This window comes from Agrococcus phoenicis (assembly GCF_047302415.1).
Classification (GTDB): Bacteria; Actinomycetota; Actinomycetes; order Actinomycetales; family Microbacteriaceae; genus Agrococcus.
The window spans coordinates 423,851-439,749 of record NZ_CP154854.1 but is presented as its reverse complement, the minus strand read 5'-3'; the positions used below and the strand labels follow the sequence as shown (position 1 = coordinate 439,749).

Genomic DNA, 15,899 nt, shown 5'->3' with positions numbered 1-15,899 from the left:
GCTCGCGCGCAGCTATGCCGCCGCGGCGAGCGCCTCGGCGAGCACGCCATCGGCCCACTCGGCAGCGGCCTCGGCCGCGAGCGCCGGCCCACCCGCGTCGTGCCTGCCGTACTCCCCCACGCGCGTCGCTCCGCAGGCCGCGAGCCCCTCGTCGATGAGCTCGCTGCCGCGCGAGTAGGTCTTCGCGTAGCTGCGGTCGCCCATGCCGAACACGGCGTAGCGCAGGCCGGCGAGCGGTGGGCGCTCGGCGAGCGCCGCGAGGAAGGGCCGCGCGGCAGTCGGCACCTCGCCGTCGCCGTAGGTGGAGCACACCACCAGGTGCAGCCGCTCGGCGTCCAGCTCGCTCGGCGCGACGTCGGCCAGATCCTGCACGGCGACGTCGGCTCGTGCGCTCAGCGTGCGCCGCAGCTCCTCGGCGACCAGCTCGGCGCCGCCCGATTCCGTGCCGAACAGCACGGTGACCGGCAGCGAGCCGCCGCCTGCGCCCGTCGCCTCCGGCACGATCCGCGGCAGCGGGATCTGCTCGTCGACGGCGGCAGCGAGCATCGCCGCGCGCTCGCGCAGCTTGGCTCGGGACCGCCCCGGCGCTGCGCCCAGCCGCTCGAGCAGGTCGATGCGCCGCCAGCCGTCGAAGGCCACCTCGTCCTCCCGGCTCGGCAGGCCGGGGGCGCCCAGCGCCAGCGCGCCGGCGTCGAGGTCGGCCGCGATCGTGCGCGCCAGCTCGCGCGCATCCGTCCGCTGATCGGGGATCGTGCCACGAGGGCCGCGGCGCAGCCAGCCTGCGGTGTAGAGGCCCGGTTCGACCCTGCCGTCCTGGTGAGCCCCGGGCTCGGCGAGCACCGCCGAGTCGGCAGCGAAGCCGACAGCCGTCACGACCGAGTCGGCCTCCAGCACGAGCTCGCCCTCGGCGCCCCGGAGCACCAGGCGCTCCACGCCGCCGTCTCCCTCCACTCGCACCGGCTCGACGCCGAACCACCAGTGCAGCTCGACGCGCGCATCCGGTGACGGCCCGGTGCCCGCCGCACCGGCGTCTGCCTGCGGCGTGAGCGCACGCACCGCGTCCACCCGCGCGTCCTTGCCCTCGACGACCTCGTCGAGCACGGCCCCGTGCACGCGGTGCACGACACCGGGCAGCCCGGCCAGCTCGCGCACCATCACGGGGTCGAACTTCGCCGCCGCCGGTGCGCTGCGCCCCACGAGGTGGATGGTGCGGAGCCGGCTCGCGAGGCGCTCGTGCGCGCCGTCGTCGACATCGCTGCCCTCGAGATCGGCGAGGTCGCGGGCCAGCAGCCGCGCGACATCCATCGCGACGTTGCCGTGGCCGACCACGACGGTCGAGGTGCCGAGCGACGGCGCCTCGCCCTCGTCGGCATGCGCGTTCAGCAGCCGGGTGATGCGGCCGGCGCCGTGCACGCCGTCGAGTCCCGCACCCGGTATCGGGAGCTCGCGGTCGACGCGGAGCCCGGTGGCGAGCACGACGGCGTCGTAGGCCTCGCGCAGCCGATCCAGGTCGACGCCGTCGGTGCCTGCCTGGCCGCTGCCGATGCGCACGTTGCCCCGGAATCGCACGCCCTCGTGGAGGAAGAGCCGGTCGAACTGCCGCGCGACGGCCTTCGTGCCGTGATGGTCGGGGGCGACGCCGGAGCGCACGAGCCCGTAGGGCACCGGCATCGCGTCGAAGACGTCGATGGGCGCCGCCGGGAAGCGACGGCGCAGCGCCTGCGCCGTGAAGCAGCCGGCCGGCCCGGTGCCCACGATCGCCATCCGCGGTGCGGGAGGCCCGTCGGAGCCCTGCGCGTCGCCGACGGAGGTCTGGGCCTGCGACCCGGACGCCGGCAGCTCGGGTGCCCCCGGCGCGGTCGCCGACCGCACGGACGCCCACCGCACGGGCAGGCTCAGCATGCCGCGGAACACCCATCCGCCGATCTCGGCCGGCCGCTCGGGCACGAGCTCGAGCCCCTGCAGCCGCTCGAACAGCATCGGCAGCGCCACGTCGGCGACCTGCGACCGAGCGACCCACGCGCCGAGGCAGACGTGGACGCCCTTGCTGAAGGCCAGGTGCGGCTTCACCTCGCGCCGCACGTCGAACGCGGCCGCGTCCGCCCACACGCGCTCGTCGCGGTTGGCCGAGAGGATGCAGATGCCCAGGCGGGCGCCGGCCGGCAGTCGCACGCCGGTGAGCTCGGTCTCGCGCGTCGTCTGGCGCGAGTAGAGCCCGATCGGGGCGATCCAGCGGAGCGTCTCGTCGAAGGTCGCGTGCCACAGGCTCGGATCGGCCTCCACCGCCCGCCGCTGCTCGGGGTGCGTCAGCAGCCCCCACGCGGCGACGCCGAGCGCATCGCGCGGCTCGTTGAGGCCGCCGCCGATCGTCATCTTCACGTTGGCGCGGATGCGCTCGATCGGCATCTCGTAGTCGGGGATGCGCAGCAGCTGCGAGAGCAGCGACTCGTCGGGGTTGGCCGCGTGCCACTGCAGCATCTCGTCGAGCGCGACGTCGACCTCGTCGAACGAGCGCTTGCCCTTCGCCCACACGGCAGGGTCGTCGGCGTAGTTGCCGGTCGCGTCGATCATGGTCTGCGACCAGCGCTGCATGTCCTCCTGCGAGGCGTTGTGGAGGCCGATGATCTGCCGCAGGCTCTCGGCGGCGAAGGGTGCCGCGAAGTCCCAGATGAGGTCTGCCTCGCGGTCGCGCTGCGCGAGCCCCTGCAGCAGCTGCTCGGCGGTGCGCTCGAACATCGTTCGCCAGTGCCGCTTGACGACGCCGGGCCGCAGCGCCGGCTGCCACGCCTTGCGCTCGAGGTAGTGCTCGGGGTCGTCGCGTCGCAGCATCGAGTGACCCATCGCCCTGATCTGCAGGGAGCCCTGCTCGTTCGCCGAGTAGGTGGCCTGGTCGAGCTCCGTCTCGTGGACGGCGGCGTAGGAGGTGATGAGGTACCTGCCGACCTGCGGCACCCAGTGCACGCCGCCCTCGGCGCGCAGCCGCTCATAGATCGGGAACGGGTCGCGGTACAGATCCGGGATCGTCACCCAATCGGCGACGGGAGCGTCGTTGCTCATGCACACTTCCTCGTGGTCGGAGCGCCGGGGCGCTCGACACGAGTCTGCCCGCGCAGCTACGGTGGCAAAAGCGCATTGAACTCGCGAGCAACCACGGAGGAACCGAACAATGGATCGCCTCGACGCCCCGAGCTTCACGCTCCGGCAGCTCTCGTTCCTCGTCTGCGCAGCAGAGGCCGGCACCGTCGCCGGTGCCGCGGCACGCCTGCACGTCTCGCCCTCCGCCGTCTCCGAGGCCCTCAGCGAGCTCGAGCGCGGCCTCGGCGCGCAGCTGACGGTGCGTCGCCGGGCGCGGGGGCTCTCGCTCACGAGCACGGGGGCGGATGTCGTGGCGCGCGCCCGCGCGCTGCTCGCCCAGTCGCGCGAGCTCGAGGCGTCGCTGCGAGCCACCGACGGCGAGCTGGTGGGGCCCATCACCATCGGCTGCTACCCGACCCTCGCGCCCACGATCCTCCCTGCCCTCCTCCAGGGCTTCGGGCAGGCGCACCCCCGGGTCGAGCTCGCGATCGTGGAGGCGACCCACGACCGCCTCGAGGGCCCGCTCGAGGCGGGGCAGATCGACGTCGCGTTCGTCTACGACACGCTCGTGCCCGGCGAGCCGCAGCGCGCGACGCTCTTCGAGCTGCCCGCGCACGTGATCGTCGCCGGCGACGATCCCCTCGCTTCCGCCCGCGTGGTCACGCTCGAAGCGCTCGTCGAGCGAGACCTGATCCTGCTCGACGCGCCGCCGTCGAGCGAGCACACCTTGTCGCTCTTCGCCGCTCGCGGGCTCACGCCGCGCGTTCGGCACCGCGTGCAGAGCTACGAGGCGGTGCGCGCCCTCGTCGGCCGTGGTCTCGGCTACGGGATCCTCGTGCAGCGCCCTGCGAACCCGGCGAGCTACGAGGGCTACCCTGTGGCCATGCTGGAGATCTCGCCCGCCGTGCCGCCGGTGGGCGTCGACGTGATCTGGCCGGCGCTGCCCGAGCCGAGCGCGCGCACGCGCGCCCTCGTCGACTTCGCCAGGGCGATGCCGTGGCCGCGCACGGCGACGCGAGGGGCGTGATGGCGATCGCTCACGGCGCGCTCGTGTGGGGCATCAAGGCCTCGCTGCTCGCCTACGTGCGCGGCATGCCCGACGGAGCGGTCGCGGCCAGCGGCGGCGCGCTCGAGACGCCGGGCGGCTTCCGCTTCCCTGCGGTCGGGCCGCTCGCGTTCGCGGGCGCCGTCACGCTCACGGGGCACCACGGCATGCTGCGGATCGTGGTCGCGGACCCGTCGATCGTCGAGGCAGCCGCGGGCTGGGCGCTCGAGATCGCCGATCCCGATGCGCCTGCTGGCCGACTGCGCTTCGCCGCGCTGGAGTGCTTCGACGGGGCGAGCGCGAGCGGCGCGGCCCTCACCGAGGACGGCGCCGACCTCTTCTTCGGGCCCTATGAGGCAGGCACGCCGCTCGACATCCCCCGCCTCGAGCGCGACTGAACGACGAGAGGGGGCCCGCCTCTCGGCGGACCCCCTCCACGCGCTGATCGTCAGCGCTCGACGTGCGCGGCGCGGTCGACCGCGGAGGCCTCCACGAACTCGTCGCCCTTCTTCCAGGTGTCCCACTTGCCCGAGTTCTCGAACTCGATCGACATGGGGATGCCCGTGCGGTCGCGCAGCAGCAGCGTGCCGATGATCGAGATGACCACGGTCGCGAGCAGGTAGCCGACGATGGCCCACGTGCTGCCAGTCGCCTGCAGCAGCGCCTGGGCGATGGTCGGGGCGAAGGCACCGCCGATGACCGCACCGATCGCGTAGGCGATCGAGACGCCCGAGAACCGCACCGAGGCGGGGAACGACTCGGCGTACCAGGCGGCCTGCGCGCCGTAGGTGAGGCCGAGGCCGACACCCAGGATGATCGTCGCCCACGCGACGCCGGCGACGCCGGTCTGCACGAGCAGGAACAGCGGCACGATGCCGATCGCGAGCACCACCCAGCCCATCAGGTAGAGCGGCTTGCGGCCGATGCGATCCGAGAGGTACCCGGCCACGAAGGTGAACACCAGCCAGGACAGCGAGCCGGCGAAGGCCGCGAGCTGCACGCCCACCGGGTCGAAGCCGTAGCCGGGCGGCGTGCCGTCGACCGGCCTCGACGCCAGGCCCTGCACGTAGCCGCCGGTGGTCATGTAGCCCGTGGCGTTGTTGGCCATGAAGACCATCGCGGCGAAGGCGATGACGGCGCCGTACTTCTTGAAGACCTGCACGATGGGGGCCGACTCCTGCTGCGCCGTCTGCTTGATCTCCTGGAACACCGGCGACTCGTCGACCGAGCGGCGCACGATGAAGCCCACGAGCACGAGGATGATCGAGACGAAGAACGGGATGCGCCATCCGAACTCGAGGAACGCGTCGCCCGGGTAGGCGGCTCGCACCGCGGCGAGGATGCCCGTCGCGAGCAGCATGCCGATCGGCACGCCCGCCTGCACGAACGATCCGTAGAGGCCGCGGCGGTTCGTGGGCGCGTGCTCGATGGCCATGAGCACGGCGCCGCCCCACTCGCCGCCGGCGGAGAGGCCCTGCAGGATGCGCAGGAGGATGAGCAGCACCGGCGCCATCACGCCGATGGAGTCGTAGGTCGGCAGGGCGCCGACGAGCGTCGTGGCGACACCCATGAGCAGCAGCGTGATGACGAGCATCGGGCGACGGCCCAGCTTGTCGCCGAAGTGCCCGGCGAGGAAGGCGCCCAGCGGGCGGAAGAGGAAGGAGATGCCGATCGTGATCAGCGAGAAGATCTGGCCGAGGCCGGGGCCCGCGGGCTCGAAGAACAGCGCCGCGAAGACGAGGTTGGCCATGAAGGCGTAGATGAAGAAGTCGTACCACTCGATGGTGGTGCCGACGACGACCGCGGCGAGCACCTTGTTGCGCTCGCGGGCGGACGTGTGAGTCGTGCTGTGAGACACGCTGACTCCTTTGTCAGAGAGGTGGGGCGCGCATCGCTCGCCCCCGGGGCTGTGAGGAACATATACGATTTCGTGCACGACAGCAAGGGCCTACCGGCCGCATGCCGCGGCGGCATCAGGCGGGCGGCCAGGCGCGCAGCTCAGCCGTGAGCTGCTCGAGATGCTCGGGCGGCCCGGCGTGGGCGAACCACAGCCAGAGCTCGGCCGCGTGGATCGGCACCCAGGCGCGCACGAGTGCAGGGTCGGCGTCATACCCGCGCACCATCGCGTCGAACGATCGCGGATCCTTGCGCGATGCTCCCCACGCTGCCCGCGAGAGCTCGCGCACCGGGTCGCCGCGGTGCGCCTTCTCCCAGTCGAGCACTGCGGTGATGCGCGACCCGATGGCCAGCAGGTTGCCGTCGCCCCAGTCGCCGTGGCAGAACGCGGGCGGGCTCGGCGCCGGCACGACGAGCGGCAGGGCCGGCCCTCCCGCGGCGCGGTACCGACGGATGATGTCCTCGTCGTCCGGCGCCGGCGGCAGCGCCGCGGGAGGTCGCGTCGCGTGCAGCTGGCGCAGCTGCGCCATCGACGCCGCCAGCCGTTCCACTCGCAGGTCCGCCGTCCCTGCATCGAGCCGCTCCCCCGGCATCATCGACATCAGGATCGAGCCGGGGCCGACCTCGACCAGCTCGGGCACGGGGATGCCCGAGCCCCGCAGCGCGGTCAGGGCGACGACCTCCGCGTCGTGCCGCGCCGCATCCGCCATGCGCTTCTCGACCAGGGTGCGCCCATCGCGAGTCTCCTGGCGCACGTGACCCACCGCTCCTTGTCGCACGATGCGAGTGTGGCAGTCGCCGCCCCGCCACCCCCAGAGGCCCGGCTCCACAGCCCCTTGCAGGTCGAATCGGAAATCGTATACGATGCCCGCATGGATGCACCGTCGCAGCCCGCTCAGGGCGCACCGCAGGCCGCCGTCGACGCCTGGGGTCTGCTCGGCAGCCGCCCCGGCAAGGTCTTCGCGATGCACATCGGCTACCGTGGCCGCGCCGCGCAGAAGGGTCGCACGCCCGAGGCCCCCGGCTACTTCCTGAAGCCGGCCACCTCGCTCTCCACCGGCGGCGAGGTCGTCGCGCCGGCGGGCACCGAGATCTTCGGCTTCGAGGGCGAGATCGCCATCGTGATCGGCACCGCGGCTCGCGCCGTCGCCGAGGCGGATGCGTGGGCGCACGTCGCGCACGTCACGGCATCGAACGACCTCGGCGTCTTCGACCTGCGCTGGGTCGACAAGGGCTCCAACATCCGCTCCAAGGGCGGCGACGGCTTCACGCCGATCGGCCCGACCCTGCTCGACGCGACGCAGCTCGACCCCCGCGCGATCGAGGTGCGGACGTGGCTCGACGGCGAGCTCGTGCAGGCCGATTCGACCTCGACCCTCCTCTTCTCGCTCGCGCAGATCGTCAGCGACCTCTCGCAGCTCGTCACGCTCGAGCCCGGCGATGTCATCCTGACGGGCACTCCCGCCGACGCCTCGACCTTCTCCCCCGGGCAGCGCGTCGAGGTCGAGGTGAGCGCGACCACCCTCGGCGGCGAGCGGGTCGCGACCGGCCGCCTCGCCTCCACGGTGCGCGTGGGCGAGCAGCAGCTGCCCGCCTACTCGGCCCAGCCGAAGCCGACCCCGGAGCAGTGGGCCGACGCATCCGGCCGCCCCGTCGCCGAGTTCGCGCCGCCCGCCGAGCCCGTCCTCGACGCCGCGCTCCGCGAGCAGCTCGCCAGCGTCGCCCTCGCGACGCTCTCCTCGGGCCTGCGCAAGCGCGGCCTCAACAACGTCTCGATCGACGGCCTGCGCTCGACGCAGCCGGGCAAGCGCATCGTCGGCACGGCCCGCACGCTGCGCTACGTGCCCAATCGCGAAGACCTCTTCACGAGCCACGGCGGCGGCTACAACGCGCAGAAGCGCCTCTTCGACGACCTGCACGAGGGCGACGTCGTCGTCATCGAGGCGCGCGGCGACAACCGCTCCGGCACGCTGGGCGACATCCTGGCGCTGCGCGCCCGGCACCTGGGCGCTGCCGGCATCGTCACCGACGGCGGCGTGCGCGACCTCGACGTGGTGACCGAGATCGGCGTGCCGACCTATCACGCAGGCGGGCACCCCGCGGTGCTCGGCCGCCTGCACGTGCCCTGGAGCCTCGACGAGACCGTCGCGTGCGGCGGGGCGACCGTGCAGCCCGGCGACATCATCGTGGCCGACGGCGACGGCGTGCTCGTGATCCCGCCCGCGCTCGCCCGCGAGCTCGTCGAGGAGGCCATCGAGCAGGAGCGAGCCGAGGAGTTCATCGCGCAGCAGATGGATGCCGGCGAGGTGCTCGACGGGCTCTTCCCGATGAACGCGCAGTGGCGGGCCAGGTACGAGGCGACCCTGCGCGACGCGGAGGAGCGATGAACGCGGCCACCCCCGTCGACGCGGCAGCACCGGCCGCCAAGGCGACGCAGTCGAAGTCGCAGCGCGCCTACGCCCTGCTGCACGACCGCATCGTCGACGGCACCTACTCCCCCGGCTACCGGCTCGTGCTCGACGCGATCGGCCGCGAGCTCGAGATGAGCGTGGTGCCCGTGCGCGAGGCGATCCGACGGCTCGAGGCCGAGGGGCTCGTGACCTTCGAGCGGAACATCGGCGCCCGTGTCGCCGAGATCGACGAGCTCGAGTACCACGACACGATGGAGACCCTCTCCTTCGTCGAGGGCGCCGCCATCTCGCTGGCCGCCGGGCTCTACGCGAAGCGCGACGTCGACGATGCGCGCGCCATCAACCAGCGGATGCGCGAATCGCTCGCCGCCTTCGACCCCGTGCAGTTCACGGCGCTCAACGAGGCCTTCCACCGGCGGCTGAGCGACGTCTCGCCGAACGGCGTGCTCGGCGACGTCATCGACACCTGCTGGAAGCGGCTCGCGCGGCTGCGCCAGTCGACCTTCTCGTTCGTGCCCAGCCGCGCGCTCCCCTCGGTGGACGAGCACGAGGCGATCCTCCGCCTCATCGAGGAGGGCGCGGACCCGCGCCGCATCGAGCTCGCCGTGCGGGCGCACCGCCTCGCGACGCCCGACGCCTTCCTCCACCGCACGCACGCCGACACCACCGACTAAGGAGCCACCATGGCCACCAAGCCCGCAGGCATCCCCGAGCTGATCCCCCACTACATCGACGGCGAGCGCGTGCCCTCCGTCGACGGCGACACCTTCGGCGTGCTCGACCCCGTCACGAACCAGGACTACACCGTCGCCGCCTCCGGCAAGCAGGCCGACATCGACCTCGCGGTCGCCGCCGCGACGCGCGCCTTCGAGGAGGGCCCGTGGCCGCGCATGAAGAACCGCGAGCGCGCCCGCATCCTCAGCCGCATCGCCGACATCGTCGAGTCGCGCGACCAGGAGCTCGCGCAGCTCGAGTCGTGGGACTCGGGGCTGCCGATCACGCAGGCGAAGGGCCAGGCCCAGCGCGCGGCCGAGAACTTCCGCTTCTTCGCCGACCTGATCGTCGCCGGGCGCGACGACGCCTACAAGGTGCCCGGCAGCCAGGTCAACTACGTCAACCGCAAGCCCAAGGGCGTCGCCGGCCTCATCACTCCGTGGAACACGCCCTTCATGCTCGAGTCCTGGAAGCTGGGCCCGGCGCTCGCCTCCGGCTGCACGGTCGTGCTGAAGCCCGCGGAGTTCACGCCGCTGTCCGCGTCGCTCTGGGCCGGCATCTTCGAGGAGGCCGAGCTGCCCAGGGGCGTGTTCAACCTCGTGAACGGCTTCGGCGAGACCGCCGGCGACGCGCTCGTCAAGCACCCCGGCGTGCCCCTCATCTCCTTCACGGGAGAGTCCAGCACGGGCAAGCTCATCTTCGGCAACGCGGCACCCCACCTCAAGGCGCTCTCGATGGAGCTCGGCGGCAAGAGCCCCGCCGTCGTCTTCGCCGACGCCGACCTCCAGGCGGCCATCGACTCGACGCTCTTCGGCGTCTTCTCGCTGAACGGCGAGCGTTGCACCGCAGGCAGCCGCATCCTCGTCGAGCGCTCGATCTACGAGGAGTTCCTCGAGCGCTACGCCGCGCGCGCGAGGAACATCGTGGTCGGCGATCCGCACGATGCGAAGACCGAGGTCGGCGCGCTCGTGCACCCCGAGCACTTCGACAAGGTGATGTCGTACGTCGAGATCGGCAAGCAGGAGGGCCGCCTGCTCGCGGGCGGCGGCCGCCCCGACGCGTTCCCCGAGGGCAACTTCGTCGCCCCGACGGTGTTCGCGGACGTCAGCCCGGATGCGCGCATCTTCCAGGAGGAGATCTTCGGCCCGGTCGTGTCGATCACGCCGTTCGACTCCGACGAGGAGGCGCTGGAGCTCGCGAACAACACGCGCTACGGCCTCGCCGCCTACATCTGGACGCAGAGCCTCACGCGCGCGCACCGCTTCGCGCAGGACGTCGAGGCGGGCATGGTGTGGCTCAACAGCCACAACGTGCGCGACCTGCGGAGCCCCTTCGGTGGCGTCAAGGCCTCTGGGCTCGGCCACGAGGGCGGCTACCGCTCGCTCGACTTCTACAGCGACCAGCAGGCCGTGCACATCACGCTCGGCGACGTCCACACCGCACGCTTCGGCGCATCCGCCTGACTCGCCCGCACGGGCACCCGTGCGCCGACACCCCATGCACTTCGAAGGAGAAGCACCCATGAACGAGATCCCGAAGCCGGTCGCGCCGGCGCCCGACATCGTGCGCTGCGCGGCGATGGACCTGGTCGTCACCGACCTCGAGGCGAGCCGTCGCTTCTACGTCGACATCCTCGGCCTGCACGTGACCGAGGAGGACGACGAGGCGATCTACCTGCGCTCCTACGAGGAGTTCATCCACCACAACCTCGTGCTGCGCAAGGGGCCGGTCGCCGCCGTCGCCGCGTTCGCCTACCGCGTGCGCACCCCCGAGGACGTCGACCGCGCCGAGGCCTACTACCAGGAGCTCGGCTGCCGCACCGAGCGTCGCAGCGGCGGCTTCCAGAAGGGCTTCGGCGACAGCGTGCGCGTCGAGGATCCGATCGGCTTCCCCTACGAGTTCTTCTACGCCACCGAGCACGCCGAGCGGCTCCACATGCGCTACGACCTCTACTCGGCGGGCGAGCTCGTGCGCCTCGACCACTTCAACCAGGTCACCCCCGACGTGCCGCGCGGTCGCGCGTACCTCGAGGACCTCGGGTTCCGGGTGACGGAGGACATCAAGGACGACCAGGGCGTCACCTACGCCGCCTGGATGCATCGCAAGGGCACCGTCCACGACACCGCGCTCACCGGCGGCAACGGCCCGCGCATGCACCACATCGCCTTCTCGACGCACGAGAAGCACAACATCATCCAGATCTGCGACAAGCTCGGCGCGCTGCGGATGTCGGACCACATCGAGCGCGGGCCCGGCCGGCACGGCGTCTCGAACGCCTTCTACCTCTACATCACCGACCCCGACGGCCACCGCATCGAGATCTACACGCAGGACTACTGGACGGGCGACCCCGACAACCCCGTCATCACGTGGGACGTGCACGACAACCAGCGCCGCGATTGGTGGGGCAACCCGGTCGTGCCCTCCTGGTACACCGAGGCATCCCCGGTGCTCGACCTCGACGGGAACGTCGTCGAGGTCGTCGAGCGCACCGACTCGAGCGAGCTCGAGGTGACGATCGGGGCCGACGGCTTCTCGTACACGCGGCCCGGCGACGAGGACGGCACCTACCGCGGTGAGGCGGCGAAGGGCTTCAAGCTCGGGAACCAGCTGTGACGCACGGCGTCGCTGCCGCCGGGCCCGCGGGCCCCGGGCGCGGCCTCGATGACGCGACCGTCGCCGCGATCGCCGACGAGCTCGCCGAGGCGACGCGGTCGCGCGGCACGATCGAGAGGATCTCGACGCGCTTCCCCGCGGCGACGATCGAGGACTCCTACGCGATCCAGCGCATCTGGCGCGCCCGGCGCGAGCAGGGCGGCGCGCGGCTCGTCGGCCGCAAGATCGGTCTGACGAGCAAGGCGATGCAGCTCGCCACCGGCATCACGGAGCCCGACTACGGCGTGATCTTCGCCGATCAGGCCTACGCCTCCGGCGCGAGCGTCGAGCACGACCAGTGGTCGAACGTGCGCGTCGAGGTCGAGCTCGCGTTCGTGCTGCGATCGCCGCTCGAAGGCGAGGGCCTCACGGTCGACGACGTGCTCGACGCGACCGAGATCGTCGTGCCGGCGCTGGAGATCCTCGACTCGCACATCGAGCTCGAGGGCCGCACGATCGTCGACACCATCAGCGACAACGCGGCGCTCGGCGCCATCGTGGTCGGCGAGCACGAGATCGGCCCGCGCGACCGCGACCTCTCCTGGGTGGGCTCGCTCTGCCTCGTGAACGACGAGATCATCGAGACCGGCGTCTCCGGCGGCGTGCTCGGCAACCCCGCGCTCGGCGTCGCCTGGCTCGCCGGCAAGCTCGCGCAGCACGGCGACCGGCTCGAGGCCGGGGAGCTGATCCTCGCCGGCTCCTTCACCCGGCCCGTCTGGGTGCAGCCGGGCGATGTCGTGCGCGCCGAGTTCCAGGACATGGGGATGGTCGAGGTGCGGTTCCGATGAGCACCTTCCGCGACGCACTCGCAGCCGCCGAGGCCCCGCTCGTCGGTCTCTGGAACGCATCCGGCAGCGCCGTCGCCGCCGAGATCATGGCCGGCTCCGGCGCCGACCTGCTCCTGATCGACGGCGAGCACGGTCCGATCACCGTGAGCGAGCTGCTGCCGATCCTGCAGGCCGCGGCCGCCTACCCCGTCACTACGCTCGTGCGGGTGCCGTGGAACGACCCGGTGGTCATCAAGCAGGTGCTCGACGTCGGCGCCCAGAACCTCGTGGTGCCGATGGTCTCGACCGCCGACGAGGCGCGCGCCGCGGTGCGCGCCGCCCGCTACCCCGGCGGCGCCGGCGAGCGCGAGGGCGCGCGCGGCATCGGGTCGGCGCTCGCGCGCTCCTCGCGCTGGGGCCGCATCCAGGGCTACGTCGGCGAGGCCGACCGCCACGTGTCGGTGACCGTGCAGATCGAGACGGCGGACGCCGCGGCGAACGCCGCGGAGATCGCCGCGGTCGATGGAGTGGACGCCGTGTTCATCGGGCCGGCCGACCTCGCCGGCTCCATGGGCCACCCCGGTGACCCCTCGGCGCCGGCGGTGGTGGACGCGGTGGACGCCACGATCGCCGCGGTGCGCTCGGCGGGCACACCGGTGGGCGTCAACGCCTTCGCCCCGGCCGATGCCGATCGCTGCATCGAGCGCGGTGCCGCCTTCGTCTTCGTCTCGGCCGACGTCACGCTGATGGCGCGCGGCTCGGAGGCCGCGGTCGCACGCCTGCAGCAGCAGCAGCGCGCGCAGGCCGACTCCTACTGATCGCGGGGAGCGCGCATCCGTCGGCTCACCCGAGTCGGCGGATGCCGAGCTCGCGCTCGATCTGCGGCGTGCGATCCCCGATCAGCAGGAACGCGACGAGGCCGGCCAGCGGCAGCAGGACGATCGCGAGCCCCCACGCGAGCTGCGAGACGGCCGCGACCTCCATGCCCTGGAGGCGACGGAGCGCCCACAGGCACGTCGCCGCCCAGGCGATCATGACGACGGCGGGCATCGCGGTCAGCAGCAGGTCGATCGCTCCAGCATCAGCGGGCATCGGCGCCCCCTCTCGGTCGCAGCCAGCATGCCACGGCTCGCACCGCTGCGGAAGGGGAGGCGAGCGCAGCGTGCCGAGCCCTGCTCGCACGCTGCGCGTCCGCAGCAGCGGTGCTGTCGACGCTCGTCAGACGACCTGCCCGAGGGCGATCAGCCCCGTCACGACCGCGATCAGCGGGAACAGGCCCTGCACGGTGGCGGCCCGCGCCTTGCTGCGGTCCGAGACGACGAGGAAGAGGGCGGCCGCGAGCATGATGCCCGTCGCCGTCAGCAGCACGGCGATGCCCGCTCCGCGAGCACCGGCCAGGATCGTGAGCACACCGGCGAGCGCGGCGAGGCCGAGCAGCAGGTTGTAGACGCCCTGGTTCGCGGCGAGCAGCTTCGACTGCGCCGCCTGCTCCGGCGTCGTGCCGAAGACGCGCCTCGTGCCCGGCTCCTCCCACCGCAGCGTCTCCAGCACGAAGATGTAGGCGTGGACGGCGGCTGCGAGCGCGGCGGCGATGCAGGCGATGACGACGAGGTCCATGCGCCGCAGTCTAGGCGCGGCAGCGCGCCGCGTCAGCGCCCATCGGGTCACTCCCAGCGGAAGAGCAGGCTCGCGACCACGGCCCCCACCGCGATCGTCGCGCCGAGGGCGATGATCGAGATCCCGTCGGCCGGCACCCCCGCGGTGGCAGCGCCGAGGGCCTCGACCGAGGCGCCGAAGGGCAGCAGGGGGGCGACCTCCTGCAGCGGCTCCGGCAGTGCCTGCACGCCGCCGAACATGCCGCCCATCGCACCGAGCCCGAGGAACCCGACCAGGCCGATCGCGACCGCCGAGTTCGGGGTCGGGGCGACCGCCGCGACGATCATGCCGAGCGCGCACATGGCCGCCATCGCGAGCGCCGCGACGCCGAGCCACACGAGCGGATGCGCGGGAGGCTCGGAGCCGAGCGCCGCCATCGCGACGAGCATCGCCAGGCCGATCCCCGCCGCCGCCTGCACGACGGCGACGATCGCCTGTGCCACGAGCACCAGCGCCGGTGACACCGGCGTGACGCCGAGCCGCCGCAGGACGCCGGTGCGGCGATAGGTGGCGAGGAAGCTCGGCAGGTTCACGATGCCGATCATCGCCATGACGATCGTGACCACGACGGGCAGCACGAACAGGTCGAAGGCGGTGCGACCCTCGGCGACCACCTGGTCGGCCGCGCCCGACGCGCTCATGACCATGATGAGCAGCGGCATCCCGAGCGGCACGATGAGGCCGGCGGTGTCTCGCGCCACCATCTTCGCCTCGCACGCGACGAGGGCGGCGAGGGCGCGCATCGCGCTGCGCGCGCCGCCGGCGGAGATCGGCCGGGTGGGAGCGGTCTCGACGGGCGCGCTCATGCTGCCTCCTCCATGTCGTCGACGCTGCGCCCCGTGAGGGCGAGGAACGCGCCCTCCAGGTCATCGGCGCCCGCCTGCTCGACGAGCGCTGCCGGGGTGCCGAGGGCGAGCACCCGGCCAGCGTCGATGATGGCGACGCGGTGGCAGAGCCGCGCGACCTCCTCCATCGCGTGGCTGACGAGCAGGATCGTGACCCCCTCCTGCTGCAGCCGCTCGATCGCGCCCCACATGCTGCGCCGAGCGCGCGGGTCGAGACCGGTGGTGAGCTCGTCGAGGATCACCGCGCGCGGGTCGCCCACGAGCGCGAGCGCGATCGACAACCGCTGCTGCTGGCCGCCGGAGAGCCGCTCGAACCGGGTGCGACGCTGCTCCCGCAGGCCCACGAGGTCGAGCAGCTCCTCGGCGCTGCGCGGCGCGCGGTAGAAGCTGCGGTAGAGCGCGAGCAGCTCGTCCACGCGCAGGGCGCTGTGCAGCTCGGATTCCTGCAGCTGCACGCCCAGCACCTGGCGCACGCGAGCGCGGTCGCGCCGCACGTCGAGCCCGAGGACCGAGACGCTGCCGGCGTCCGGCGATCGCAGCCCCGCGATCATCTCGACCGTCGTGGTCTTGCCCGCGCCGTTGACGCCGAGGATCCCGAGGGTCTCCCCCGCAGCGACGCGCAGGCTGACGCCGTCGACGACGGCTCTGCCGCGGTAGCGCTTGACGAGGCCGTCGGCGACGATGCCGTCGCCGACGGCTGCCGGCGGCGCAACCCGTGGTGTCGCATCCTGTGGTGTCGCATCCCGTGGTGTCGCATCCATGCCCTCGACGCTAGGGAGCGAGCCGGCCCGGCACACGTGCCGCCGGTCACGAGCCCCGGCCATGACCATCGGCA

The 15,899-nt window shown here is 72.6% G+C and carries 15 protein-coding genes; 8 read left to right on the top strand and 7 right to left on the bottom strand.

Translation table 11 applies throughout. The features are described 5' to 3' along the window. Nucleotides 1–12 precede the first annotated feature (12 nt). Nucleotides 13–3,057: a cytochrome P450 gene (locus tag AA0Z99_RS02145; protein WP_413319024.1), complete on the bottom strand. Its 3,045-nt coding sequence runs from the start codon at nucleotides 3,055–3,057 to the stop codon at nucleotides 13–15. Nucleotides 3,058–3,166: 109 nt separating this feature from the next. On the opposite strand from AA0Z99_RS02145, the gene AA0Z99_RS02140 reads away from it, so the two are divergent. Both AA0Z99_RS02140 and AA0Z99_RS02135 read left to right on the top strand, forming a co-directional pair. Next, nucleotides 3,167–4,102 (top strand): LysR family transcriptional regulator, encoded by a 936-nt coding sequence (locus AA0Z99_RS02140; protein WP_413319022.1) that lies wholly within the window; start codon nucleotides 3,167–3,169, stop codon nucleotides 4,100–4,102. Next, entirely contained in the window at nucleotides 4,102–4,518 is a 417-nt protein-coding gene (locus AA0Z99_RS02135; protein WP_413319020.1) for an HtaA domain-containing protein, read from the top strand. Before AA0Z99_RS02140 ends, AA0Z99_RS02135 begins: the two co-directional genes overlap by 1 nt. Before the next feature lie 50 nt (nucleotides 4,519–4,568). Here the strand turns inward: AA0Z99_RS02135 and AA0Z99_RS02130 are convergent, their stop codons facing one another. Continuing rightward, nucleotides 4,569–5,978 (bottom strand): MFS transporter, encoded by a 1,410-nt coding sequence (locus AA0Z99_RS02130; protein WP_413319018.1) that lies wholly within the window; start codon nucleotides 5,976–5,978, stop codon nucleotides 4,569–4,571. Nucleotides 5,979–6,093: 115 nt separating this feature from the next. Continuing rightward, nucleotides 6,094–6,795: a phosphotransferase family protein gene (locus AA0Z99_RS02125; protein ID WP_413319016.1), complete on the bottom strand. Its 702-nt coding sequence runs from the start codon at nucleotides 6,793–6,795 to the stop codon at nucleotides 6,094–6,096. A gap of 93 nt (nucleotides 6,796–6,888) precedes the next feature. Between AA0Z99_RS02125 and AA0Z99_RS02120 the strand changes: the two genes are divergently transcribed. The 6 genes from AA0Z99_RS02120 to AA0Z99_RS02095 are packed head-to-tail and all read left to right on the top strand — an operon-like array spanning nucleotide 6,889 to nucleotide 13,381. Next, a complete protein-coding gene (locus AA0Z99_RS02120; protein ID WP_413319014.1) occupies nucleotides 6,889–8,403 on the top strand; it encodes a fumarylacetoacetate hydrolase family protein in 1,515 nt (504 codons plus the stop codon). Beyond that, nucleotides 8,400–9,101: a GntR family transcriptional regulator gene (locus AA0Z99_RS02115; RefSeq protein WP_413319012.1), complete on the top strand. Its 702-nt coding sequence runs from the start codon at nucleotides 8,400–8,402 to the stop codon at nucleotides 9,099–9,101. The genes AA0Z99_RS02120 and AA0Z99_RS02115 overlap by 4 nt, the downstream gene beginning before the upstream one ends. A gap of 9 nt (nucleotides 9,102–9,110) precedes the next feature. Next, nucleotides 9,111–10,604, top strand: coding sequence for a 5-carboxymethyl-2-hydroxymuconate semialdehyde dehydrogenase (gene hpaE, locus AA0Z99_RS02110; RefSeq protein ID WP_413319011.1), 1,494 nt, complete (start codon nucleotides 9,111–9,113; stop codon nucleotides 10,602–10,604). Nucleotides 10,605–10,662: 58 nt separating this feature from the next. Beyond that, on the top strand, nucleotides 10,663–11,757 hold the full coding sequence (hpaD, locus tag AA0Z99_RS02105; protein ID WP_413319009.1) for a 3,4-dihydroxyphenylacetate 2,3-dioxygenase: 1,095 nt from the start codon (nucleotides 10,663–10,665) through the stop codon (nucleotides 11,755–11,757). Continuing rightward, nucleotides 11,754–12,584, top strand: a complete 831-nt coding sequence (locus tag AA0Z99_RS02100; RefSeq protein WP_413319007.1) for a 2-keto-4-pentenoate hydratase — start codon at nucleotides 11,754–11,756, stop codon at nucleotides 12,582–12,584. The genes hpaD and AA0Z99_RS02100 overlap by 4 nt, the downstream gene beginning before the upstream one ends. Then, nucleotides 12,581–13,381 carry an HpcH/HpaI aldolase family protein gene (locus tag AA0Z99_RS02095; RefSeq protein WP_413319005.1) on the top strand — a complete coding sequence of 267 codons (801 nt, stop codon included), beginning with the start codon at nucleotides 12,581–12,583 and terminating at the stop codon, nucleotides 13,379–13,381. The genes AA0Z99_RS02100 and AA0Z99_RS02095 overlap by 4 nt, the downstream gene beginning before the upstream one ends. Nucleotides 13,382–13,406: 25 nt before the next feature. Here the strand turns inward: AA0Z99_RS02095 and AA0Z99_RS02090 are convergent, their stop codons facing one another. The 4 genes from AA0Z99_RS02090 to AA0Z99_RS02075 all read right to left on the bottom strand — a co-directional run bounded on the left by AA0Z99_RS02090 (nucleotide 13,407) and on the right by AA0Z99_RS02075 (nucleotide 15,825). Further along, the gene (locus tag AA0Z99_RS02090; RefSeq protein WP_413319003.1) at nucleotides 13,407–13,655 is read right to left on the bottom strand and encodes a hypothetical protein; all 249 of its coding nucleotides are present in this window, start codon (nucleotides 13,653–13,655) and stop codon (nucleotides 13,407–13,409) included. A gap of 126 nt (nucleotides 13,656–13,781) precedes the next feature. Continuing rightward, nucleotides 13,782–14,180 carry a DUF1304 domain-containing protein gene (locus tag AA0Z99_RS02085; RefSeq protein ID WP_413319001.1) on the bottom strand — a complete coding sequence of 133 codons (399 nt, stop codon included), beginning with the start codon at nucleotides 14,178–14,180 and terminating at the stop codon, nucleotides 13,782–13,784. A gap of 47 nt (nucleotides 14,181–14,227) precedes the next feature. After that, nucleotides 14,228–15,025, bottom strand: a complete 798-nt coding sequence (locus tag AA0Z99_RS02080) for an ABC transporter permease (protein WP_413318999.1) — start codon at nucleotides 15,023–15,025, stop codon at nucleotides 14,228–14,230. Continuing rightward, nucleotides 15,022–15,825 (bottom strand): ABC transporter ATP-binding protein, encoded by an 804-nt coding sequence (locus AA0Z99_RS02075; protein ID WP_413318997.1) that lies wholly within the window; start codon nucleotides 15,823–15,825, stop codon nucleotides 15,022–15,024. The genes AA0Z99_RS02080 and AA0Z99_RS02075 overlap by 4 nt, the downstream gene beginning before the upstream one ends. Between the last annotated feature and the right edge of the window lie 74 nt (nucleotides 15,826–15,899).